The following is a 24,533-nucleotide window of genomic DNA, read 5'->3' on the forward strand; positions in this document are numbered from 1 at the left end:
GTCGAACCCGATCGAGGAGACAGCACCGATGATGTCCGCTCCAGACGGCGAGAACCGCATGGTTCCCGCCTCGAACCGTAGAAGTCGGGGGCGCATCGGCGCTCTCGCCGTGACCTGCGTGGCCGCCCTGAGCCTCGGCTCGCTCGCCGCCGCACCCGCTGTCGCCGACACCGCCGGGACGGGGGTGGTGATCAACGAGGCCTACCTCTCCGGAGGCAGCGCCGGCGCGGCGTTCAAGAACAAGTTCGTCGAGCTGTACAACCCGACCTCGGCTCCGGTCACGCTCGACGGCATGTCGCTGCAGTACCGTTCGGCGACCGGCTCCGGTGCGTTCAACGGCGTCGCTCCGCTCACCGGGGTCATCCCCGCCGGCGGGTACTACCTCGTCCAGGGCAACAGCAACGGCACGAACGGCGCGGACCTCCCGGCACCGGACGCCGTCACCACTCTGACGCCGAGCGGCACGAACGGGACCCTGGCGCTCGTCGAGGGCACCGCGGCCGTCACCCTCACCCCCGGCTCGGTCGTGGGTGCGGACGGCGTCGTCGACCTCCTCGGGTACGGCACCTCGAACACGTTCGAGACCAAGGCCGCGACGCCCCCGACCGGCAACACGGACGTGAAGTCCCTCAACCGGACCGACGGCGTCGACACGGACGACAACAGCGCGGACTTCACGCTCTCCGCGACCATCACCCCGCAGAACTCCGGCGGCACCGATCCCGGCACCGACCCCGGCGGAGAGCCGACGAAGGCCACCATCGCCGAGGTCCAGGGAACCACCGACGTCTCGCCGCTGAACGGCCAGACCGTGCAGGTCGAGGGTGTCGTCACCGCCGACTATCGCACCGGCGGCTACAAGGGCATCGTCATCCAGACGCAGGGCTCCGGCGGTGCGACGGACGCGACTCCGGGGGCCTCGGACGGCGTGTTCGTCTTCCTCAACGCTCTGAACCCAGACCTCGCGATCGGCGATCTGGTCTCGGTCACGGGTTCGGTGAGCGAGTACTTCGGCCAGACGCAGCTCAACCCCGCCGCGGCAGCCGACGTGTCGGTCGTCACCGCCGGCGTCGGGGTTCCCGCCGTCACCCCGCTGCCCACCACGGTGCAGGGCGCCGACCGCGAGCAGTACGAGAACATGTACGTCGCTCCGGAAGGGACGTACCGCCTGGCATCCAGCCACCAGCTGTTCAACTTCGGCACGCTCTGGCTGAACGCCGGTGACGAGCTCGCCGTCAAGAGCACGGAGACGACGCGCCCTGGTGCCGAGGCCGCCGCGATCGCCGCGGCCAACCGGGCCAACCGCATCCTCCTCGACGACGGCTGGTCGATCCAGGTGTCCAACAGCGGACACCCCGGCGAGCAGCCCTACTTCACGAAGGACACGGTCGTCCGAAACGGCGACACCGTCGACTTCGGCGACAACGGCTACGTGCTGCAGTGGGGCTTCAACGACTGGCGTCTGCAGCCGGTCGTGCCGATCGACGACTCGTCGGCTGCCGACCTCAAGGTCGGATTCACGGCGACGAACCCGCGCACCGACTCCGCCCCCGCGGTCGGCGGTGACGTCCAGGTCGCGTCCTTCAACGTCTACAACTACTTCACGACGCTGAAGAGCGAGAACTCCAACGCACGCGGAGCCGCGAACGCGGCGCAGTTCGCGATCCAGAAGTCCAAGATCGTGGCGGCGATCAACGGCTTGGACGCCGAGATCGTCTCCCTCATGGAGATCGAGAACTCGGTCAAGCTGGGCAAGCCCATCGACACGGCCCTCAAGGACCTCGTCGCGGGACTCAACGCCGACGCGGGCAGCGATGTGTGGGCTTATGTGCCCACCCCTGCCGCGCTGAACAACGCGGCCACCACCGACTACATCACCAACGCGATCATCTACAAGAAGGACGCGGTCACGACGGTCGGCGACAGCGCCACGGTCATCGACGAGTCCGTGTGGGGAAACGCCCGCGAGCCGATCGCTCAGGCGTTCGACATCGACGGTCGCGTGGTCACGGTCGTGGCGAATCACCTGAAGTCGAAGTCGCCGCCCGAGGGCGCCGGCGCCGAGCCCGCCGACGGGCAGGGTTTCTTCAACGCCGACCGCGTCAAGCAGGCGAACGCGATCCTCGCCTTCACCGCGCAGCTGGAGGAGACGACCGGCAGCGGCGACATGCTGCTGATCGGCGACTTCAACGCCTACGGCAAGGAAGACCCCATCGACGTGTTCACCTCGAACGGGTGGAGCGACCTCGTCGCGGACAAGACGGACGGCCAGTACACGTACACGTTCGACGGCGAGCTCGGCTCGCTCGACCACGTGATCGCGTCGCCGTCCCTCGCCTCGTCCATCACGGGCGCGGGCGTGTGGGGCATCAACTCCCCGGAGTGGAGCGACCGCGGCTACGCGTTCGGCGCCACGGAGGAGGGAACGCCCTACCGCTCGAGCGACCACGACCCGATCATCGTCGGCGTCTCCTCGGACATCCCGCCGGTGAGCATCGACGTCGTGACGGTCAACGACTTCCACGGCCGGATCGAGGCGGACGGCGCTGCTGCGGGCGCAGCAGTGCTGGCCGGTGCGGTCAAGCAGTTCCGCGAGGCGAACCCGAACACGATCTTCGCCGGCGCCGGCGACCTGATCGGGGCGTCGACGTTCACCTCGTTCATCAACGATGACAACCCGACGATCGACGCGCTCAACGCGGCCGGTCTGGACGTGAGCGCTGCGGGCAACCACGAGTTCGACCAGGGCTGGGAGGATCTGCGCGATCGCGTGCAGGACCGCGCGGACTGGGAGTACATCTCGTCGAACGTGTTCGTCACCGAGACCGGAGAGCCCGCGCTCGCACCGGCCTGGGTGAAGGAGCTCGACGGCGTCCGCGTCGGGTTCGTCGGAGCCGTGACCGAAGACCTCGACTCGCTCGTCTCTCCCGAGGGCATCAAGGACCTCGAGGTCCGCAGCATCGCCGACTCCGTGAATGCGGTGGCCGACGACCTGCGCGACGGCGACGCGTCCAACGGCGAGGCGGACGTGGTCATCCTGCTCGTGCACGAGGGTGCCGAGAGCACGGCACTCTCCGCCATCACCCCCGACTCTCCGCTGGGGGAGATCGTGTACGGCGTGGACGATGACGTGGACGCGATCGTGTCGGCTCACACCCACCTCGCCTACAACCACGTGATCGACGGCCGCCCGGTCGTCTCCGCGGGGCAGTACGGCGAGAACCTGGGTCTGATGAACCTCCAGGTCGACCCGAAGACGAAGGAGCTGATCTCGATCACCAACGAGATCAAGCCCCTCACCGCCGCCGGCAAGCCGCTGTACCCGGCGGTGCCCGAGGTGCAGGCGATCGTCGATCAGGCCAAGGCCGAGGCCGACGTGCTCGGCGCGATCAAGGTCGGAGACATCACGGCCGACTTCAACCGCGCGCGCCAGTCGAACGGGTCGGAGAACCGTGGAGGCGAGTCCACGATCGGCAACTTCGTCGCCGATGTGCAGAAGTGGTCTACGGGCGCCGACATCGCGTTCATGAACCCCGGAGGCATTCGCGCGAACCTCACCTACGCGTCGAGCGGTGCGACGGACCCGGACGGGAACGTCACCTACCGCGAGGCGGCGACGGTCCAGCCGTTCGCCAACACGCTCGTGACGATGACGCTCACGGGCGCGCAGCTCAAGAGCGTGCTGGAGGAGCAGTGGCAGCCGGCGGGTTCGGCGCGGCCGTTCCTCAAGCTCGGGGTGTCCGAGGGCCTGGTCTACACGTACGACCCGACGGCCGCTCAGGGATCCCGGATCACGTCCATCACCGTGAACGGGTCTCCGCTCGACGCGGCGGGTACGTACACGGTGGCGGCGAACTCGTTCCTCGCGGGCGGCGGCGACAACTTCGCCACCTTCAAGGGGATCGAGGGCAAGCGCGACACGGGCAAGATCGACCTGCAGTCCATGGTCGACTGGTTCGACGCCAACAAGACCGCGAGCCCCGACTACGCCCAGCGCGCGGTCGGCGTGGCGGTCAGCCCGGCCGACGCCGACGGCTACAGCGCCGGTGACCAGGTCACGGTGGCGCTGTCCTCGCTCGCGTTCAGCGCGGGAGAGCCGGCACCGGGTGCGGTCTCGCTGTCGCTGGGGGACACCGTGCTCGCTCAGGGCGCGGTCGACCCGGCGGTCGTCGACACCACCGACGAAGGCGGGCGCGCCAGCCTGACCTTCACGGTTCCGTCGGGAGTCTTCGGCGAGCAGGTCCTGACCGTGGCGGTCGCCGGCACCGGAACCACGGTGCAGGTGCCCTTCACGATCGCCGGCGAAGCCGAGTTCGCGGGCACCATCGACCTCGGCTCGTCCAAGGTCGCCGCGGGCAAGAAGCTCCAGGTGACCGGTGAGGGCTACGTTCCGGGCGAGACCGTGACGATCGAGCTGCGTCCGAAGAAGGGCAGTGCCGCGCAGGTGGGCACGGTCCAGGTGAAGGCCGACGGCACGTTCAGCACGCAGGTCACGGTGCCGAAGAACGCCCAGCCGGGCAAGTACACGGTGGCTGCGGTGCAGGCCGACGGCGATGCGGCAACCGCGACGGTGACGGTCAACCGCGCCGGCGGAATCATCGGCACGATCATCGACTGGCTGTGGGATCTCATCAGCGGCTGGTTCTGACCTGAGCGTCGGATGACACGTGCGGAGGCCGCCGGGATCGCTCCCGGCGGCCTCCGTCGTTCCGTCTCCTGGTCAGGCGGTGACGGCGACGGGAGCCCAGACGAAACCGTCGGGGTCCACGGCCGCGCCGAGGACGCCGTTGATCGTGATGCGGTGCGATCCGGAACCTTCGGCCGGGACGCCCGCGTCCTTCGCGAGCGACGCGTGCCGATACAGCCCGAGCCCGATCGGGCTCGCTCCCGTGTCGAACTGCACGTAGCTGCGGCCGAAGCTCTTCCCGACCGGGATGCCGCGCTCGGCGTAGAAGGTCTTCGAGGCGAGCACGTCGTCGGCGCCGAGCAGGAGCACGATCTCGTCGACCGCGCGGCTGGGGGGAGTCGAGTCCTTCTTGGCCGAGGTGGCGATCTTCCAGATCGCGCCGTCCGGCGCCTGGACCGTGCCGCCGACGCCCCAGAGGGACTTCGCCACGGGCTTGATCACGGTGGCACCCGCGCCGACGGCCGCGTCGACGAGGGCCCGCACGTTCGCGGGCTGCGATACGACGAGCGACAGCGTGTAGCCGCGGAAGCCCGCGGTCGCGGCATCCGCGGTGCGGAATCGGAGGCGGTCGCCGAGATCGAACGCCTCCGTGTAGAAGGAGCGGGCGGCGTCCACGTCGGGGACGTCGAGGGTGAGGGAATCGATCGTGGTGTTCATGTCCACGACGCTACGAGCGTGCGGGTCGGATGCGCTTCTCGATTCCTGATCGATCGGCGACGTGCGCGGGATTACGGTGTGATCACGTCGACGTCCGCCTGCGCGAGAGCACTCGCCAGCGCGGCGGGCGGCTCCGCATCGGTCACGAGCACGTCCGCCCGTTCGAGCGGGGCCACCTGCGCGAACAGGCGGCGCCCGAGTTTCGAGGAGTCCGCCAGGATCGCGGTGCGCTCCGCCCGGTGGATCATCTCGGACATCATGGCCGCGTCGCCCAGGTTCGACGTCGAATAGCCGCCTTCGTCGACGGCCCCGACCGCGATCAGGGCGAGATCGCAGCGGATGTCGACCTCGGGACCGCCCGGCGTCATCGTGAACGCCACGGGGCCGGTGGTCGCCTGAGTGATGGCGCGCACCGCTCCACCGAACACGTACAGGTCACGGAACGCCGTCGGAGCGATCTCCGCCGGAATCCGGAGGTTGTTCGTCGCGATGGTCAGATCCTTGTGATTGCGGAGGGCGCGGGCGAGCGCGAGTGTCGTGGTGCCCGCGTTGAGCATCACCACCGAGCCGTCGTCGATGAGCGCCGCGGCGAGCCGGGCGATCTTCTCCTTCTCCTCGGTCTGCATCCGCAGACGAACGTCGAGCGCCCGGTCCTTGAGCTGGCCGCTCACGGCGTTCACGGCGCCACCATGGGTGCGGATCACGACGCCCTCGCGGTCGAGCTGGTCGAGGTCTCGCCGGATGGTGTCGATCGATACGCCGAAGTGCTCCGCGAGATCGCCGACGGTGACCTCACCCGCCTGCTCGACATACGCGGCGAGGTCCGCCTTGCGGCCGGCCGGGAGGCGTCGTCGCTGAGGTGTCTCTGCTGCTGCCATGCACACATCTCTAGCACAGACGAGACAGGAACCCAGCACATTTCAGCAGGAAACGGCAGGAATCGCGTTCGTTGCGGGCCCCGGTCGCATGGTTCTGCGGAGTGTGGTCCAGTCATTCGCGGAAAGTTCGCCTTGACGACCCGCATATCACTGCATAACATGGCTTAAAACCGCACGAACAAGCATGGAAGCCCGTTCTGCGGCACGATCTCGAAGAGGAGAAGTGATGAGCACAGTGGGACGCGGGCAGCGACGAACCCGAATCTTCGTCGGCGCCGGTACCGCAGCGGTTACCCTTCTGGCGCTGGCGGGCTGCGCGCCCTCCGGGGACAGCGGCAGCGGCGGCGACGACGGCGACGTGACGATCGAATTCGCGCAGTGGTGGGAGCCGGAGCTGCCCGATGGGGAGTTCCGAGCGCTCATCGACGGGTTCGAGGAAGCCAACCCGGGCATCACGGTGAAGCTCGTGAGCGGGCCCTACGCCTCGACCAAGGAGCAGCTCTTCGCCGGAGCCGCCTCCGGCACCATGCCGGACGTGGTGGGCCTCGATGGCGCCTGGGTGAACGACTTCGCCTCGCAGGGCGTCATCGCCGACCTCAGCGCGCTCATGGAGGAGAACGACTACGACGACAGTGAACTGGCGAGCCAGATCCAGGTCGACGGCAGCACCTACATGATTCCCGTGGTGAATTTCGTCTACCCGATGTTCACGAACGACGATCTGCTCGCTCAGGCGGGTGTGGATGCTCCTCCGACGAACCGCACCGAGTTCGCGGATGCCGCAGGCAAGGTCTCCGCCCTCGGCGGCGACGTCTCCGGATGGGTGCTGCCGCTGTCGCTGGAATCGCCGAACGGCGTGCAGAACGACGTCATGTCGTGGGTCTGGGCCTCTGGCGGCTCCATGCTGAAGGACGGCGAGCCCGATCTCACGAACGATGACGTCACCTCGGCCGTCGAGTACATCGGAGACCTCTGGGACGCGGGCGTCATCGCGTCCGGCTCCTTCACGATGAAGGAGCAGGACAAGGTCGAGGAGTTCACCAACGGTCGCGCCGGGATGATGATCGACTCTCTCGCGCACATCAACCTGATCCGAGAGACGAATCCCGACCTGAAGTTCTCCATCTCGGCGATCCCCGCCGAGGACGGCTACGACGGCGAACGAGGCATCCCCTACGCCTCCTGGGGGATCGGCGTCGCCGAGAACTCCGAGCACAAGGATGCCGCCTTCAAGCTGGTCTCCTACCTGATGAGCGAGAAGACGAACTCCGAGCTGTCCACCATGGCGAAGGCCTTCCCGGGCAACTCGAAGTCCGTGCCCGACTTCGTGAACGACGACGAGCTCTTCAAGACGGCGTTCGACATCTACCAGGCGGGCTACCCGGCGAACGAGTTCACGGGCCTCCCGGTCGCAGAGGACCTCATGCGCCAGTTCGGCGAGCAACTGCAGTCCGGCCTTGACGGGCAGCAGTCGATCCCGGACGCGCTGAAGAAGGCGCAGGCCTCCTGGGAAGCGGAGTTCTGACCTCCCGCCTCCCCGCCTGAACGGGGTGCCGCACCGCCACGGCGGTGCGGCACCCGACCAACCTAGGAGCTCGAGTTCCCATGAGTCTGAGAACGTCCGACGACACCGAGGTGATCGTCACCGGCGTCGCACCATCGCGCCGGCGGCGGCAGCTGCGCAAGACCACCGAGTCATACGCCTTCCTCTCGCCGACGGTCATCCTGCTTTTCGTCCTGATGATCGTGCCGATCGTGATGGTGATCGGCTACTCCTTCCAGGACAACGTGATCCTGAACAAGTCGCCCGAGTTCGTCGGCGTCGCCAACTACATCGAGGTGCTCTCCGACCCCCGCTTCTGGAAGGCGACGGGCAACACGGTCCTGTTCACCGTGACGAGCGTCGCCGCCCACCTGGTGCTCGGCCTGGCGTTCGCCATGATGCTGAACAGCCCGCTTCTCGGCCGCTTCTCCCGGTCGCTGTTCCGGGCGCTCTACGTGCTCCCGTGGCTGTTCACCGTCGCCGTGATCGCGGTGCTGTGGCGCATGCTGCTCGCTCCGAACGGCGTGGTCAACTTCCTGCTCAACACCGACATCGAGTGGCTGGCGTCGCCTCAGCTCGCGTTGGGCACCATCATCTTCATCAACATCTGGGCGGGATATCCGTTCTTCATGGTGAGCCTCCTCGCCGGACTCCAGGGCGTGCCCGCCGAGTTGCATGAGGCGGCCACGGTCGACGGGGCGAGCAGCGTGCAGCGCTTCTGGAACGTGACCATCCCGCAGCTGCGGCCGATCATCGTGAGCCTGGTGCTGCTCGACCTGATCTGGACCTCGCAGCAGTTCGCGCTCATCTGGATGACGACCGGCGGCGGCCCGATCGACGTCACCGAAGTGCTCAGCACCTTCACGTACAAGCTGGCCTTCGCCAAGTACGACTTCTCGCTCGCCTCGACGTCCGCGGTCCTGGTCCTGCTCATGTCGATGGTGCTCGCCGTGTTCTACGTCCGTCACCAGAAAGCGAGGGACTGACCATGGCTCTCACCGCTCGCCGTCAGCTCCGCGTCGGGAAGACCGGCCTCCTGATCGGACTCGTCATCGGTGCGGTCTTCGCCGCAGGTCCGGTGCTGTGGATGCTGTCCAGCTCGTTCAAGTCGAACACCCAGATCTTCGAACTGCCGCCGCGGCTGGTCACCGACACGTTCTCGTTCGACGCGTACGCGGCGATCTTCACGAACCCCGAGACCATGCGGTTCTTCCTTAACAGCTACATCGTCGCCGGCTCGGTCACGGTGCTGACGCTGATCGTGGCGATCCAGGCGGCGTACGCGTTCAGCCGGTTCGAGTTCCGCGGCAAGCGCATTCTGAACGTCGTGATCGTGAGCGTGCAGGCGGTACCGCCCATCACGCTGCTGATCCCGTACTTCGGGCTGATGGTCGCGCTCGGGCTCTACAACTCCTACGCGGGCCTGATCCTCACCTACATGGTGTTCACGCTGCCCTACGCGATCATCATGATGACCGGGTATTTCAACACTCTGCCGAAAGAGCTCGACGAGGCGGTGCGGGTCGACGGCGCCGGGTCCATGACCGCGCTCTGGCGGATCCTCGTGCCGATCTCGGTCCCGGGGATCGTGTCGGTCGGGATCTACACGTTCATGATCGCGTGGAACGAGTACCTGTTCGCGCTGACGCTCACCCGCACGATCGACATGCGCACGGTGCCCATCGGCATCCAGCTGCTCATGGGCCAGCACTCCTACGAGTGGAACCAGATCATGGCCATGAGCGTGCTGGGGTCGATCCCGGTGCTCATCCTCTTCCTCTTCTTCCAGCGCTACTTCATCAGCGGGCTCACTGCCGGCTCCGTGAAGAGCTGAACCGTCCCATCCGGGCCCGACCACCACCAAAACAGGAGAAACACGTGCTCTACACCGGCAAATCCATCCTCGACGTCGCGAACCAGAACACCTTCGCGATCCCCGCCTTCAACATCAGCGACTGGGCGATGTTCAACGGCGTCATGGACATCAGCGAGGAGAAGGCCGCGCCCGTCATCATCGCGATCCACCCCGATGAGGTCGCGCACATCACGACCGACCTGATCGCGGCGATGCACGCGCGCGCCCACCGTTCGAGCGTGCCCGTCGCGATCCACTGGGATCACGGCGGCAGCTACGAGCAGATGATCACCGCGATCAAGGCCGGCTTCACCTCGGTCATGATCGACGCGTCGCTGCTGCCCTTCGACGAGAACGTCGCCCTCACCCGCAAGGTGGTCGAAGCGGCGCACGCCGTGGGCATCCAGGTCGAGGGCGAGCTCGGAACGATCGGCGCGAACGACAGCTACGGGGAGTCGGGCGCGGCCGAGATCATCTACACGAACCCCGCGGACGCGGTGCGTTTCGTGGAGGAGACCGGCGTCGACAGCCTCGCCATCGCGATCGGCACCTCGCACGGCCTGTATCCGGCCGAGAAGAACCCGGAGCTGCGGCACGACCTCCTGCAGGAGATCAAGGCGGCGGTCGGGATCCCGCTCGTGCTCCACGGTGGCTCGGCCAATCCGGACGCAGAACTGCGACGGGCCGTCGAACTCGGCATCAACAAGATCAACATCTCCAGCGACATCAAGGTCTCGTACCACAACCGCATGCGGGAGATCCTGGGCACGGACGAGCGTCTGCGCGAGCCGAACGCGATCCAGCCCGAGCCGATCGCGGCGCTCAAGGCGACCGCGGCTGAGAAGATCGAACTGTTCGGTGCGGACGGCAAGGCCGCACTGTATTGAGCGGTTGTCAGGACCGCGAAGGGGAGGCGGATCGAGGGATGAGCGACGTCGTGCGCAGGCGCCTCGTACTCGGACTCGGCGGGACGGTCGACTACGAGCTGCGGTGGGATGCCGCGATCCTCGGCCGCCTCGCCGCCGAGCACGGCGTGTGGCGAGATGAGCTCACCTCGACCGCTCCGATCGTGGATGAGAGATCGCTGCTGGTCGCCGTGCTCGCCCTCGTCGACTCGGGCGCGGGCGCGGAGCGTTTCGTGACGTCGTCCGAGGTCGTCGAGGCGTTCGCCGCGCACTTCGACTACGCGGTGACGCTCGGCGGTACGGGCGTCCGGGCGGGACTCGTGCTCGATGGGCTCGGCATCCCGAGCACCCAGCATCTCGTGAGCATCGACGACAACGTGCGCCGACTGCTGCCCGCCGGGGTCTCTTCCATCTGCTCGGCCGCAGAGGACACGCTGGATCCGCATCTGATCGTGCAGTACCCGGCGGGCGCGCGCATTCCCCTGGCAGACGACGAGGTGGTCGCTCCCGGGGCGAACCGGTTGATCTTCGCGAACGATCCACCCAACCGCGAGATGCGTCTCGCCACCGAACTGGCGGAGACGCTCGACACGGCATCGGCGCTGCTCGTCTCCGGGTTCAACACCATGCAGGACCACGATCTGCTCGAGCAGCGCCTCGGCGAACTCAGGGAGGCGATGCGCCGGCTCCCCGCCGACGCGCTCGTCTACTACGAGGACGCGGGGTTCTACACGCGGGCGTTCGCCGAGACCGTGCGTGCCCGACTGCTGCCGGTGATCGACGTCTACGGCTTGAACGAGGACGAGCTGCAGGAGTACCTGGGCCGTGCGGTCGATCTGCTGGACCCGGCGGAGGTGGCCGAAGCGCTCAGCCGTATGCGGGCGATCATCCCGGGACCCGTGCTCGTCGTGCACACCCGGTACTGGGCAGTGGCGGTCGGCGCGGCTGCCGCCCGCCATCGTGCGGCGCTGGAGAGCGCGGTCCGCGTGGCGGCGACGCGCTATCGACTCGGCGACGGCTTCTCCGCCGCCGACGTCGAGGCCACGGCAGGGATGCGTCGTCACGAGGAAGGGGCCGCGCTCGTCGCGGCCGTCGAGGCAGCCGTGCCGGACGCGGTCGGAGTCGCGGCGTTCTCGCTCGAGGTCGCGCATCCGACGACGATCGGGCTCGGCGACACGTTCGTCGGCGGATTCCTCGCCGTGCAAGCAGGAGGGGGAGTTCGCGGATGAGACCGATCCGACTGGCCTCCAATCGTCCACCCGAGCGCTTCTACCGTGGAGGCGCCCGGATCTCCGCGTTCCGCGGCGAGGAGTCGTCCGCCCCCCGCGAGCCCGAGGACTGGATCGGGTCGACGACGACCATCCGTGGCGAGGGCGTCCTCGGGCTCACGACGCTGCCAGACGGCCGGCTGCTGCGCGATGCGATCGCCGAGGATCCGGTCTCCTGGCTGGGGACCGCCCACGCACAGCGCTGGGGTGCGGACGTGCGCCTGCTGGTGAAGCTCCTCGATGCCGGTCAGCGCCTGCCGGTGCACGCGCACCCCGACGACGACTTCGCCGCCGCCCACCTGGGGTGCGCCCACGGCAAGGCCGAGGCCTGGTACATCCTGAAGGGCGGCACCGTCCACGTCGGTCTGCAGCAGGATGTGGCGTCCGATGTGCTGGCAGACCTCGTCGCGCGTCAGGATGTCGATGCGCTGCTCGGGCTGCTGCACGAGGTGGCCGTGTCACCCGGCGATGTGGTGTGGGTTCCCCCGGGAGAACTTCATGCGATCGGCGCGGGCGTCCTCCTTCTCGAGCTGCAGCAGCCCGAGGACCTGTCGATCCTCCTGGAGTGGGACGGGTTCGCCGTCGACGGCCCGGCGGAGGGCCACCTCGGACTCGGCTTCGACCTCGCGCTGACGGCGGTCACCAGGAGGGCGAGGACGCCCGCCGAACTCGCGGCCCTCGTGCAGGCGGCGCCGCCTGACGGTTCGGTGTTCCCCGCCGCCGCTGACCGCTACTTCCGGCTGGAACGACGCCCCGTGCGCGATGCGCTCACGATCGAACCAGGCTTCGCGATCGTGGTGGTCTCCGATGGCGTCGTCGAGCTCGCAGGCGAGCGGTACGCGGCAGGGGCGACGGTCCTCCTCCCGGCCGCAGCGGGCAGAATCGAAGTCCGCGGGGCTGCCGAGCTCCTCGTGGCCCGGCCCCCTGCCGCTCTGGGGAGGACGGCGGAATCGACAGGATTCCGCCCCGGCTAGACTGGACGCATGCCCGAACCGAAAGTCGCCAGCTTTCCGGCGATCCGCGGTGCGCTGAAGTTCTACCAGATCGCGTCGATCATCACGGGAGTCATGCTGCTCCTGCTGCTGACCGAGATGGTGCTGAAGTACACGCCGATCCACCTCGAGCTCTTCGCCGGAGGCTCGGGCGGTCCGCTCTGGTTCGCCGGCGTGCTCGCCGGGCCGGACTGCCAGTGGTGGTCGCTGTTCGCCCCCATGACGAACTCCTGCGAGATGACCTCCCTCGGTGACGGCTTCAACATCTCGCTGTTCATCCTCGTGGCCCACGGCTGGTTCTACGTCGTCTACCTCTTCGCGTGCTTCCGCATGTGGAGCCTGATGCGCTGGCCGTTCCCGCGCTTCATCCTGCTCGCGCTCGGCGGCGTCATCCCGCTGCTGTCGTTCTTCATGGAGGCGATCGTCGCCCGTGAAGTCAAGACCTATCTCGCCACTCGCGAGGCCGCCGAGGCCTCCGCGACCGCCCCGGAAGGTGTCCGTTGACCGAACAGTCCGAGACCCAGCAGCGTCCAGCGCTCGTCGTCGACTTCGGCGCGCAGTACGCGCAGCTGATCGCCCGACGCGTGCGTGAGGCGGGCGTCTACAGCGAGATCGTGCCGCACACGGCCACGGCCGAGGAGATCGCCGCCAAGAACCCGGTCGCGATCATCCTCTCCGGCGGTCCGTCGTCGGTGTACGAGGAGGGGGCGCCGAAGCTCGACCCGTCCGTGTTCGACCTCGGTGTTCCGACGCTCGGCATCTGCTACGGCTTCCAGTACATGGCCCAGACCCTCGGCGGCGAGGTCGCGCACACGGGCCTCCGCGAGTACGGCGCGACCGATGCGGTCATCTCCGGTGACGGCGGCACGCTGCTGAGCGGTCAGCCGACCGAGCAGAACGTGTGGATGAGTCACGGCGACCAGGTCGCCAAGGCTCCGGAGGGCTTCGAAGTCCTCGCGACGACCGAGGCCACGAAGGTCGCCGCCTTCGCGAACGAGGAGCGCGGCTTCTACGGCGTGCAGTGGCACCCTGAGGTGAAGCACTCCGACCACGGCCAGCGCGTGCTGGAGAACTTCCTCCACAAGGGCGCGGGGCTCGCGTCCGACTGGAACTCCGACAACGTGATCGCCGAGCAGGTCGAGCGCATCCGCGAGCAGGTGGGCGACGCCAGGGTCATCTCGGCGCTCTCGGGTGGCGTGGACTCCGCGGTCTCGACCGCTCTCGTGCACAAGGCCATCGGCGACCAGCTCACGGCCGTCTTCGTCGACCACGGGCTCCTCCGCAAGGGTGAGCGCGAGCAGGTCGAGAAGGACTACGTGGAGTCCACCGGCGTGCGGCTCATCACGGTCGATGCCGCCGACATCTTCCTCGGCCACCTCAAGGGTGTGACCGACCCCGAGGAGAAGCGCAAGATCATCGGCCGCGAGTTCATCCGCGCGTTCGAGAAGGTGCAGCTCGATCTCGTCGAGGAGGCGAAGGCCGACGGCGGCGCCCCGGTGAAGTTCCTCGTGCAGGGCACGCTGTACCCCGACGTCGTCGAGTCCGGCGGCGGAGCGGGCACCGCGAACATCAAGTCGCACCACAACGTGGGCGGCCTCCCGGACGACCTCGACTTCGAGCTGATCGAGCCGCTTCGGGCCCTGTTCAAGGACGAGGTCCGTGCGATCGGCCGCGAGCTCGGCATCCCCGAGGCGATCGTCGGACGTCAGCCGTTTCCGGGGCCCGGTCTCGGCATCCGGATCATCGGTGAGGTCACCGCTGACCGTCTCGAGATTCTGCGTGAGGCCGACGCCATCGCCCGCGAGGAGCTGACCAAGGCGGGCCTCGACCAGGAGATCTGGCAGTGCCCCGTCGTGCTCCTCGCCGATGTGCGTTCGGTGGGCGTGCAGGGCGACGGCCGCACGTACGGCCACCCGATCGTGCTGCGCCCGGTATCGAGTGAAGACGCCATGACCGCCGACTGGACGCGCCTGCCGTACGACGTGCTGTCGAAGATCTCGAACCGGATCACGAACGGCGTCCGCGACGTCAACCGCGTCGTGCTCGACGTCACGTCGAAGCCGCCGGGGACGATCGAGTGGGAGTAGGGAGCGCGATGCTCCCGGATGCGGCGCCGGAGCTTCCGGATGCCGAGTATCTGGTGCTGTCCAGTCGTCTCATCCCCGGGATGGACGGCGGGTACACGATCGCCACGCTCGCGCGCGCCCGGCAGCTCGCCGGAGCCGGTGTGGCCGGCGGCGCGGGTCCGCAGCTGCTGACCTTCGACCCGGGTACGAGCGCGGATCACGCGCAGCACCGGCAGACGTTCGCGGAACAGGGTGCGCTGGTCGACCCTTCCCGGATGCGCAACCTCTTCGATGAGGCCGTCACATCCGAGGGAGGCGCGACCGGCTGGCTGCGCGAGGCCGCCGACCCTGCCGTCGCACCCGATCCCGACGTGGAGTACCGCGTGCTGGCGGACGCCGCGGGGCGGCCTTTCGCGGCGCTCCCGGTCATCCCGGGCAACCCGGACTGGCATCTGACGGACGAGCCGGTGCTGGTCTACGGCGCTGCCGGCGAGGTCGTCGGTGCGCTGCACGGGTTCCGCGGCCTGTACCGCGCCTGGCTCGAGCACGTCGTCGCGACGCTGGGCGATCGTCCGGTCATCGTGATCTGCGAGTCCCGGCAGCTCGGCGAGCTCGTCGCGGATTGGGACGATCCGCGCGTGCGCATCCTCCACACGATCCACACCATGCACGTCGAGGCGCCGTACACGCCGGACTCGTCGATGAACACGCTCTGGACCCGCTGGTTCCGTCTCGCCGACCGGTTCGACGCCGTGATCTGGCCGACCGTGACGCAGCGCGACGACGTGGTCGAGCGGTTCGGCAGCGGCGCGAACCACGTCGTGGTGCCGAATCCGATCGCCCCGGTCGAGGCCCGTGAGGAGCTGCGCGAAGACGGTCTGGTGGTCGTGCTCGGACGCCTCGCCGCGGGCAAACGGGTCGACCACGCGATCAGGGGCTTCCTCGCGGCGGATGTGCCCGGTACTCGGATGGAGATCTGGGGCGGCGGTCCCGAGCAGGAGCGGTTGCAGGCCCTGATCGAAGAGCTCGATGCCGGCGATCGGGTCGTGCTCGCAGGGTACACCGACGCGCCGGGAACCGTCCTCGACCGGGCCTCGCTGCTCGTCACGTCCACTGCCTTCGAAGGGCAGCCGCTGGGGATCGTCGAGTCCCTGCTGCACGGAACGCCCGTGGTGTCGTACGACGTCCGCTACGGCATCCGCGATGTGCTCGGATCCGGCGGGGGAGTGCTCGTGCCCGCGGGCGATGTCGACGCGCTGGCCGCAGCCGTCCGGGAGGTGCTCGGCGACGACGACGTGCGTGCCCGGCTGAGCGCCGAGGCTCCGCTGGTCGCCGCCGCGTGGAGCCCGGAGCGCTCGCTCGCCGCGCTGGCCACGGTGATCGCCGACGTCGCCCGCCGCCCCTCCCGTCGCGCCTGAGCCGTCCCTCCCGTCCGGCCCGGGTTCTCCCGGGCGCTCCCTTCGCGTTCTCCGGCGCTTTCCCCGGACCCGAGCGCGGGGAGCGGATGGGCGGCATGGAGGGTGCGGAGAAGAATATCCGCGGTGATGTCGATCCGGGGCATTCCTGTTCGACGTCTGTAGTGAGAGGGTCGAGAGACGGCCCTTCGAACAAGGAGAACATCATGAAGTTCATGCTCATCATGCGCGCGACCGACGAGGCCGTGGCGGCCTACACCGAGATGCCGTTCGAGCAGGTCATCGAGGCCATGGGCAGGTACAACGAGTCGATGCTGAAGGCGGGCGTGCTCGTCGCCGGCGAAGGCCTGACGGATGCGGCCGAGGGCTTCGTCGTCGACTTCAGCGCAGACAAGCCCCTCATCACGGACGGCCCCTACGGGGAGACGAAGGAGCTCTTCAACGGCTTCTGGATCCTCGAGGTGTCCTCCCGTGAGGAGGCCGCGGAGTGGGCGAGCCGCGCACCCCTCGGACCCGGTTCCTTCCTCGAGGTGCGCCGCGTGACCGGTGTCGAGGACTTCCCCGCCGACAACGAGTGGATCCAGAAGGAAGCAGGATGGCGCGAGCAGCAGGCTCAGCGCTCCGAGCAGGGATGACCGCCGACGAACCCGCCCCGACGGCGCGCTCCGCACCCGCGAGAGAGGTGACGGAGCGCGCCGTCGCGGCGGTGTGGCGCATCGAGGCCGCCCGGATCGTCGGCGCCCTCACCCGGATGGTCGGCGATTTCGGTCTGGCCGAGGACCTGGCTCAGGAAGCGCTGGAGGACGCGCTGCGGCAGTGGCCCGCGGATGGCGTGCCGCGCAATCCCGGCGCCTGGCTGACCGCGGTCGCCAAGCGGAAGGCCATCGACCGCTGGCGCCGGCAGGAGCGTCTCGACGAGAGGGAAGCGCTGCTCGCCCAGGAGCTGGAGCGGGAACAGGCAACCGACGGTGATCTGCTCTGGGATCCCGATGCCGTCGACGACGACATGCTCCGGCTGATCTTCATCGCCTGCCACCCGGTGCTCTCGAGGGAGGCGCAGGTCGCCCTCACGCTGCGCGTCGTCGGGGGTCTGACGAGCGAGGAGATCGCCCGCGCTTTCCTCGTGCCGACGGCGACCGTGCAGCAGCGGATCGTCCGCGCGAAGAAGACGCTCGCCGCCGCGAACGCTCCCTTCGATGTCCCGCCGCCCGAGGAGCGCGCCGAACGGATCGGAGCGATCCTCGCCGTGCTGTACCTGATCTTCAACGAGGCGCACGCGGCGAGTGGCGGACCGGAGTGGATGCGTCCCGATCTCGGGGCCGAGGCCATCCGTCTCGCTCGGGTGCTGGCCGCGCTGATGCCGCGCGAGCCGGAGGTGCTCGGTCTGCTCGCGCTGATGGAACTCACGGCTGCGCGATTCCCGGCGCGCACGGATGGCAACGGCGACCCGGTGCTGCTCGCCGATCAGGACCGCCGCCGCTGGGACCGGGGACGGATCGCCCGCGGCAGGGAAGCCCTGGCGACGGCGGACGCCCGGGGACGAGGACGAGGGGCGTACAGTCTGCAGGCGGCGATCGCGGAATGCCATGCGGTGGCGGCGTCAGTCGAGGACACCGACTGGGAACGGATCGTGCTCCTCTACGAGGCGCTGGGCAGGCTCGCCCCTTCGCCGGTCGTCGAGCTCAATCGTGCGGCGGCGGTCGCGATGGCGACGGGGCCGGCCTCCGCGCTGCTCATCGTCGATCGGCTGTCCGACTCGGGCGCGCTCCGCGGGTATCACCTGCTGCCGGCCACGCGCGGCGAACTGCTGCGACGGCTGGGGCGCGAGGCGGAGGCGAGGAGCGAGTTCGCGGTCGCCGCCGGCCTCGCCGGGAACGACAGGGAGCGGGTGCTGCTGGAGCGGAAAGCCCACGGCGCACAGAAATGACCCGCCCCCTTCGGAAGCGCGAAGCTGCCGAAGGGGGCGGGCGTGGAGAAGGGGAACGACCTCAGTCGTTGACCTTCTGGCCGCGACCGGCGATGAGGCCGTAGATCAGCAGCACGATGATCGAACCGGCGATCGCGAGGAGCCAGGTACCGAGGTCCCAGAACTCGGTCAGCGGTCGGTTGAGGATCAGGCTGCCGAGCCAGCCTCCGAGCAGGGCGCCGACGACGCCCAGCAGCAGGGTGATGAACCATCCGCCGCCCTGCTTTCCGGGCAGGATCAGCTTCGCGATGGCCCCGGCGATGAGGCCGAGAAGAAGAAAGCCGAGAAAACTCATGTTCAGCTCCTTTATGTTCAGGAGCCCCGGGGTGCCAGGGCTTCGTGAGAACAAGAATGCCGCGTGAGCGCGCCGCATGCCAACCCCTTGCGCGGCGATCCCCGGATATGGCAAAGAGGCCCGCCTCCCGGGGGAGACGAGCCTCTTGCGGCGGATCGGACGCCGTGCGGTCAGTTGTTGCCGCGGGCGATCGCGATGATGCGCAGGATCTCGACGTACAGCCAGACGACCGTGACCATGATGCCGAAGGCGCCGAGCCAGCCGTACTGGCGGGGAGCGCCGTTGCGGACACCCTGCTGGATCTGGTCGAAGTCGAGCACCAGCGAGTACGCCGCCATGATGACGACGAGGACGCCGATGATCAGGCCGAGCGGGATGCCGAAGATCGGCTGGCTGAACAGGCCGAAGGCGTTGGTGTTCACGCCGGTCCACATGAGGACCAGGTTCAGCAGCGAGAAGACCAGGTAGCCCATCATCGCGATCATGAAGACCTTCGTGGCCTTCTTCGAGGCGCGGATCTTGCCGCTCGCGAAGAGCGCGAGAGTCACGCCGACGACCGACACGGTGGCGAGGGTCGCCTGGAAGACGATGCCGGGCCAGCGCACCTCGAAGTAGGCCGAGATGCCGCCGATGAAGAGGCCCTCCAGGGCCGCGTAGGCGAAGATCAGCGCCGGACGCACCTTCTTGCGCGAGGTGAAGGTGATGACCATGGCGAGCACGAAGCCGCCGAGTGCACCGATCACCCAGGGCAGGACGTTGACGGCCGCGGGGTTGTACGGGTTGTAGCGCGGGACGTCGAGTCCGCCGAGCGTCCAGACCCAGCCGATCGCTGCCGTGACGAGGAGGATGCCGAACAGGCCGGCCGTCTTCCACACCGTGTCCTCGACGGACATGCGGTCGGTCTCGATGGCGCCGGCGGGCGGAGCCGCGTACATGCCTTCGAGCTGTGCGTTCGTCGCGGCGTCGACGGAAGCGTGCTGGAACGACGCGCTCTGCGCACCCTGAGCAGCCTGCGGTCCGCCCGGATACGTCGCGACGTTGCGCGGGTCCTGCTGCTGGAAAGCAGGGTTGTTGAAAGCGAAGTTGCTCATTGGTGGGCCTCACTCTAAAAGGGGGGTCGTGGGTCGCTTTCCTCCACGATACTCGGGCGGCGACACTCCCGGGGTGTTCTACGCTGAGAGCGTGCCCAGGAAATCACCCCTCGTCATCGGGCATCGCGGTGCCCCCGGCTACCGGCCGGAGCACAGCAGGTCCTCGTACGAGCTGGCGCTCGCGATGGGGGTGGACGCGGTCGAGCCCGACGTCATCGCCACGAAGGACGGCGTCCTCGTCGTGCGGCACGAGAACGAGATCTCGGGAACGACGGATGTCGCCGCGCATCCGGAGTTCGCCGACCGGAAGACGACCAAGCGCGTGGACGGCCATGCCCTCACCGGCTGGTTCACGGAGGACTTCACGTGGGCGGAGCTGTCGACGCTGCGCGGACGGGAGCGCCTGCCCGACGTCCGGGCCTCGAGCGCGAGCTTCGACGGCGGGCAGGGCATCCTGCGGCTGCGTGACGTGCTGGACCTCGTGCGCGAGGGATCGGTGGAGCACGGGCGTGAGATCGGCGTCGTCCTGGAGGTCAAGCACGCCACCTACTTCGCGAGCATCGGCCTCGCCCTCGCGCCCCTGATCGCCGAGGAGCTGCGGGCTGCGGGCTGGGCGGACGGCGAGCTTCCCCTCGTGATCGAGAGCTTCGAGTCGACGGTGCTCGGCGAACTACGGGCGCTCGGGGTCGCGGCCTCCTACGTCTACCTGATCGAGGCGAAGGGGCGACCGTACGACCTCCTGGTCGCCGAGGGGAAACGCGCCCTGACGTATCAGGAGACCGTCACCCCGCAGGGGCTGGACGCACTCGTCGGACGCGTGGACGGGATCAGCGTCGACAAGAAGATGCTGCTCGACCGGGGCAACACCATCGTCGCCGATGCCCACGCACGGGGCCTCCAGGTCTTCACGTGGACGTGCCGTCCGGAGAACGCGTTCCTCGCGGCGGAGTTCCGGCGCCCGGGTGGCCGCGAGGCGTTCGGCGACTACGAGGCGGAGTGGGGCGTGATCGCGGGCCAGGGCGTCGACGGGGTGTTCGTCGACCACCCGGATCTGGGCGTGGCGTTCTTCCGCGGCTGAATCACGGCCCGGCGCTCAGGCGGGCGGCGTCCATCGGCCCAGTGTAGGCGGCGGGGGAGTCAGAGTGTTCGGTCGAACGCACCCCGCCGCGTGGAGACGATCTCCTTGCCGAGCGGCATGAGCGAGACCGGAACCATCTTGAAGTCGGCGATGCCCATGGGGATGCCGATGATCGTGACGCACAGCAGGATCCCCGAGACGATGTGCCCGATCGCGAGCCACCATCCGGCCAGGATCACCCAGAGGACGTTCCCGAGGAACGAGCCGACACCGGCGGTCGGCTTGCTGACGACCTCGCGTCCGAAAGGCCAGATCGCGTACGCGGCGATCCGGAAGGAGGCGATCGCCCAGGGGATGGTGACGATCGGGATGCACAGCAGGATGCCCGCGAGCACGTACCCGAGGAACAGGGCCCACCCGGCGAGGATGACCCAGATGATGTTGAGGATCGTGCGCATGAGGAGATTGTGTCACCCTCTCCGTCTCGGGGCGTTCGGAGCGACGAGGGGGCGAGGTGGCGTGCGGGAGAACGACACGGGGCGTTCACCTCGCGTGCACCGGGACGTCGCGCGCAGGACATGCCGGCTCGGTGGTCTGGATGCGTACCCGACTGAGCCCCCTCCGGTCGGTCTCGTCCTGCGGGACCCGCCGGCTCATCCATCCAGGAGTCCTCCATGCCCCGCCTGCACTCCGCAGCGGCGGTCGCGGCCGTGTGCGCCCTGAGCGCCGCCGCCCTGCTCGCCACTCCCGTCGCCGCGATCGGCGCCGACCCCGGCATCCGTCCCGCCGAGGCGCCCGCTGCCGCTCCCGGCCTCGTGCTGAACGAGATCGTGTACGACGACGCCGCGACCGGCCTCGCCGATCAGATCGAGCTGTACAACGCCGGCAGTGAGACGGTCGACCTCACCGGGTGGACGGTCGCGGACGAGAAGCGCGACAGCTTCGGCAAGGCTCCGGAGGGCACGTCGCTCGAGCCCGGGGAGTTCCTGGTCCTCGTGAAGGACGTCGACTTCCCGTTCGGGCTCGGCAAGGGCGACGAGGTCGTGCTCATCGACCCGAGCAGCACCGAGGTCGACTCCTACGCCTACGAGAACACCGCGCCGCTGTCCGTGTGGGCGCGCTGCCCCGACGGCACCGGAGCCTGGGCGCACGCCACGACCGCGACTCCCGGCGCCCCGATCGACTGCTCGGTCGCTCCCGTCGCGGCCTCCATCCTGATCAACGAGGTCGATTCGCAGCCGGCCGACTGGGTCGAGTTCCACAACCCCGGCACCGAGGCGCTCGACATCTCGGGGTACGAGATCCGCGACAACTCCGACGATCACCGGTGGCGGTTCCGACCGGGCACGCAGATCGGCGCGGGCGAGTTCCTCGTCGTCGAGGAGAGCACGATCGGACTGGTCGACGGCGTGGAGACGGCCTTCCGCGACCCGATCGGCATCGGCAGCGCCGACCGCATCCGGCTCTTCGACGCCACGGGCACGGCGCTCGACGACACTCTGCCGTGGCAGGGGCACGCCGCGATCGACGGTGACTTCGCCGCCGCCACGCTCGCCCGCTGCCCCGACGGGATCGGCGCGTTCGTGCTGGCGTACGCCACACCCGGCGCGGCCAACTCCTGCGTCCTGCCCGACGTCGTGATCAACGAGATCGAGTCGAACGGCGACGCCACGGACTGGGTCGAGGTGACGAACACCGGCAGCACGGCCGTCGACCTGTCCGGGTGGACCGTGATGGACAGCGACCCCACCGGCCACGCCGCCGAGACCACGCCGCTGCCGGCGGGCACGATTCTGCAGCCGGGCGGATACTTCGTGTTCGACCAGCCGAGGGACTTCGTGTTCGGGCTCGGCAACGGCGACACCGTGACGATCCGCGACGCGAACGGCAACACCGTCGACGAGCACGTGTACACCGCGCACGCCGCGGGTGTCCTCGCCCGGTGCGCCGACGGCACGGGCGCGTTCGTCGACATCGCGGTCTCGACGAAGGGGCAGCGCAACGCCTGCGGCAACCCCGTCCGGATCAACGAGGTCGAGTCCGACGGCGGTTCGCCGGACGACTGGGTGGAACTGGTCAACCCGACCGACGCGACGCTCGACGTCTCGGGCGTCGTCGTGAAGGACGACGATGACGCGCATGCATACGCGATCCCGGCAGGAACCAGAATCGGTGCGGGCGGATACCTCGTGATCGAGCGCGCGCAGCTGGGATTCGGTCTCGGAGCGGGTGACGCGGTGCGGCTCTTCGACGGCGATCTGCTCATCGATGAGACCACCTGGGGCGATGGGCACGCCGCGACCACGTGGGGGCGCTGCCCCGACACGACGGGCGCCTTCGCCGCGACAGCGGAGTCCACGAAGGGGGCCGCCAACGTCTGCGACGGCGAGGTCGAGGTCGGCGTCTGGCCGGGGTCGGCCGACGTCAGGGTGCTCGACAGTGTGCCCACGTTCCTCGAGGACAGCTCGGGCCTGGACGTGCAGGAGACCGCCGACGGGGCGTTCCTCTGGGCGGTCGACAACGGCGAGGGCCGGATCTGGAAGCTCGAGGCACACGCCGACGGCTCGGTCGAGAAGGTCGACGGCTGGAATGCGGGCAAGCGCGTGCGCTTCCAGAAGGACGCCGCCGACCCGGGAGCAGCAGGGCCGGACACGGAGGGCATCACGGTCGACGGCGACGGCTTCGTGTATGTCGCCTCGGAGCGCGACAACAGCGCCAAGGGCGTGAACCAGAACGTCGTGCTCAAGGTCGATCCGGAGGCCTCGGCCGGTGACCTGGTCGCCCAGCAGGAGTGGGACCTCACGGCGCAGCTCCCCGCCGTGGGGGCGAACCTCGGGATCGAGGCGGTGCAGTGGGTGCCGGATGCCGCGCTCGCCGGGAAGCTCTTCGACGACACCACTTCCGCCCCGTACGACCCCGCTCGGTACGCGGGGCACGGCGACGGACTGTTCCTCGTCGCGGTCGAGGACAACGGCCACGTCTACGCCTTCGCGCTCGGCGGCGACGGCTCGGCGACCCTGGTGTCCGAGATCACGCCGGGGCTGGCGGGCGTCATGGCGCTCGACTACGACAGCGTGCGGGGCACGCTGTGGGCCGTGTGCGACGACGGATGCCATGGTCGCTCGGCCGAGGTCACGCTGAACGGCACCGCCCAGCCCGGCATCGCCCACTATGCGCGTCCGGCCGGGATGCCCGACATCAACAACGAGGGCTTCGCCACGGCTCCGGCCTCGCTGTCGGTCGACGGTCAGCGTCCGGTGTGGTGGTTCGCGGACGGCTTCGCCTCGGAGTCGCTGCGTACCGGCACGCTTCCGGGCGCCACCGGCGAGAACCCGGGCGGCGAGAATCCGGGCGGCGAGAATCCGGGCGGCGAGAACCCGGGCGGCGAGAACCCGGGCGGGGAGAACCCCCCGCTGCCCGGGACCGGACTGGTCGACGGCAACCGCCACGGCGTTACGGTCGATCCGGCGGTCGCGGCCCCCGGCCAGCGGGTCACCGTGACGGTGGGCGCGGAGGCCTCTGGCGCGGAAGCATCCGTCTGGATGTCCTCCGACCCGGTCCGGATCGGTGGCGGAACCCTCTCCGCCGCCGGAGCGATCACCGTGACGATCCCCGCCGACGCCGCGCTCGGAGCGCATCGGATCGCGGTGTACGCGGCCGACGGCGCGCTTCTCGGGTGGGCGGACATCCGCATCGCCGCCGGCAGCGCGACCGGACTCGCCGCGACCGGCGCCGACCTCCCGATCGGGGCGGTCGCTCTCGCGCTCACGCTCCTCGCCGTGGGTACCCTCGCCGTGACCCGGCGCCGCCGGACCGCGGCCTGACCCCTGCTCCCGT

At 68.9% G+C, this 24,533-nt stretch carries 19 protein-coding genes; 14 read left to right on the forward strand and 5 right to left on the reverse strand.

The genetic code is table 11. The annotated features are described in order from the left end of the window. Positions 1-28: 28 nt before the first annotated feature. The gene (locus CSX12_RS04525; protein WP_124894982.1) at positions 29-4,648 is read left to right on the forward strand and encodes an ExeM/NucH family extracellular endonuclease; all 4,620 of its coding nucleotides are present in this window, start codon (positions 29-31) and stop codon (positions 4,646-4,648) included. A gap of 72 nt (positions 4,649-4,720) precedes the next feature. On the opposite strand, the gene CSX12_RS04530 is transcribed toward CSX12_RS04525, so the two are convergent. Beyond that, the gene (locus CSX12_RS04530; RefSeq protein WP_040568732.1) at positions 4,721-5,344 is read right to left on the reverse strand and encodes a glyoxalase; all 624 of its coding nucleotides are present in this window, start codon (positions 5,342-5,344) and stop codon (positions 4,721-4,723) included. Between the two features lie 71 nt (positions 5,345-5,415). Then, positions 5,416-6,222, reverse strand: coding sequence for a DeoR/GlpR family DNA-binding transcription regulator (locus CSX12_RS04535; RefSeq protein ID WP_124894983.1), 807 nt, complete (start codon positions 6,220-6,222; stop codon positions 5,416-5,418). A 226-nt stretch (positions 6,223-6,448) separates the two neighbouring features. Here CSX12_RS04535 and CSX12_RS04540 point away from each other — a divergent pair, with 226 nt between their 5' ends. The 11 genes from CSX12_RS04540 (at position 6,449) to CSX12_RS04590 (ending at position 18,193) form a co-directional block, all read left to right on the forward strand. Then, the gene (locus CSX12_RS04540) at positions 6,449-7,747 is read left to right on the forward strand and encodes a sugar ABC transporter substrate-binding protein (RefSeq protein ID WP_124894984.1); all 1,299 of its coding nucleotides are present in this window, start codon (positions 6,449-6,451) and stop codon (positions 7,745-7,747) included. An 80-nt stretch (positions 7,748-7,827) separates the two neighbouring features. Beyond that, on the forward strand, positions 7,828-8,751 hold the full coding sequence (locus tag CSX12_RS04545) for a sugar ABC transporter permease (protein ID WP_124894985.1): 924 nt from the start codon (positions 7,828-7,830) through the stop codon (positions 8,749-8,751). 2 nt (positions 8,752-8,753) lie between these two features. After that, a complete protein-coding gene (locus CSX12_RS04550) occupies positions 8,754-9,599 on the forward strand; it encodes a carbohydrate ABC transporter permease (protein WP_124894986.1) in 846 nt (281 codons plus the stop codon). A 44-nt stretch (positions 9,600-9,643) separates the two neighbouring features. Then, positions 9,644-10,507: a ketose-bisphosphate aldolase gene (locus CSX12_RS04555; RefSeq protein ID WP_124894987.1), complete on the forward strand. Its 864-nt coding sequence runs from the start codon at positions 9,644-9,646 to the stop codon at positions 10,505-10,507. A gap of 38 nt (positions 10,508-10,545) precedes the next feature. Beyond that, on the forward strand, positions 10,546-11,754 hold the full coding sequence (locus tag CSX12_RS04560; RefSeq protein ID WP_241160561.1) for an ADP-dependent glucokinase/phosphofructokinase: 1,209 nt from the start codon (positions 10,546-10,548) through the stop codon (positions 11,752-11,754). After that, positions 11,751-12,767 (forward strand): carbohydrate kinase, encoded by a 1,017-nt coding sequence (locus CSX12_RS04565; RefSeq protein WP_124894988.1) that lies wholly within the window; start codon positions 11,751-11,753, stop codon positions 12,765-12,767. Before CSX12_RS04560 ends, CSX12_RS04565 begins: the two co-directional genes overlap by 4 nt. A 9-nt stretch (positions 12,768-12,776) precedes the next feature. Then, entirely contained in the window at positions 12,777-13,289 is a 513-nt protein-coding gene (locus CSX12_RS04570; protein WP_017203632.1) for a DUF3817 domain-containing protein, read from the forward strand. Further along, entirely contained in the window at positions 13,286-14,872 is a 1,587-nt protein-coding gene (gene guaA / locus CSX12_RS04575; protein ID WP_124894989.1) for a glutamine-hydrolyzing GMP synthase, read from the forward strand. The genes CSX12_RS04570 and guaA overlap by 4 nt, the downstream gene beginning before the upstream one ends. A gap of 8 nt (positions 14,873-14,880) precedes the next feature. After that, a complete protein-coding gene (locus tag CSX12_RS04580) occupies positions 14,881-16,269 on the forward strand; it encodes a glycosyltransferase (RefSeq protein ID WP_241160562.1) in 1,389 nt (462 codons plus the stop codon). 203 nt (positions 16,270-16,472) lie between these two features. Further along, positions 16,473-16,901 (forward strand): YciI family protein, encoded by a 429-nt coding sequence (locus CSX12_RS04585; RefSeq protein ID WP_017203629.1) that lies wholly within the window; start codon positions 16,473-16,475, stop codon positions 16,899-16,901. Beyond that, positions 16,898-18,193, forward strand: coding sequence for an RNA polymerase sigma factor (locus CSX12_RS04590; RefSeq protein ID WP_124894991.1), 1,296 nt, complete (start codon positions 16,898-16,900; stop codon positions 18,191-18,193). The genes CSX12_RS04585 and CSX12_RS04590 overlap by 4 nt, the downstream gene beginning before the upstream one ends. 61 nt (positions 18,194-18,254) lie before the next feature. Here CSX12_RS04590 and CSX12_RS04595 read toward each other — a convergent pair whose 3' ends face one another. Both CSX12_RS04595 and CSX12_RS04600 read right to left on the reverse strand, forming a co-directional pair. After that, on the reverse strand, positions 18,255-18,527 hold the full coding sequence (locus CSX12_RS04595) for a GlsB/YeaQ/YmgE family stress response membrane protein (RefSeq protein ID WP_017203627.1): 273 nt from the start codon (positions 18,525-18,527) through the stop codon (positions 18,255-18,257). Between the two features lie 170 nt (positions 18,528-18,697). Continuing rightward, positions 18,698-19,618, reverse strand: a complete 921-nt coding sequence (locus CSX12_RS04600) for a Bax inhibitor-1/YccA family protein (protein ID WP_017203626.1) — start codon at positions 19,616-19,618, stop codon at positions 18,698-18,700. A 91-nt stretch (positions 19,619-19,709) separates the two neighbouring features. Here CSX12_RS04600 and CSX12_RS04605 point away from each other — a divergent pair, with 91 nt between their 5' ends. Further along, on the forward strand, positions 19,710-20,696 hold the full coding sequence (locus CSX12_RS04605; RefSeq protein WP_124894992.1) for a glycerophosphodiester phosphodiesterase family protein: 987 nt from the start codon (positions 19,710-19,712) through the stop codon (positions 20,694-20,696). Positions 20,697-20,755: 59 nt separating this feature from the next. Here the strand turns inward: CSX12_RS04605 and CSX12_RS04610 are convergent, their stop codons facing one another. Next, entirely contained in the window at positions 20,756-21,154 is a 399-nt protein-coding gene (locus CSX12_RS04610; protein WP_124894993.1) for a YccF domain-containing protein, read from the reverse strand. A gap of 216 nt (positions 21,155-21,370) precedes the next feature. Here CSX12_RS04610 and CSX12_RS04615 point away from each other — a divergent pair, with 216 nt between their 5' ends. Beyond that, entirely contained in the window at positions 21,371-24,520 is a 3,150-nt protein-coding gene (locus CSX12_RS04615) for a lamin tail domain-containing protein (protein ID WP_124894994.1), read from the forward strand. The last annotated feature ends 13 nt before the right edge of the window (positions 24,521-24,533 follow it).

The organism is Microbacterium sp. Y-01, from assembly GCF_003856715.1.
In the GTDB taxonomy this organism is placed as follows: domain Bacteria; phylum Actinomycetota; class Actinomycetes; order Actinomycetales; family Microbacteriaceae; genus Microbacterium; species Microbacterium algeriense.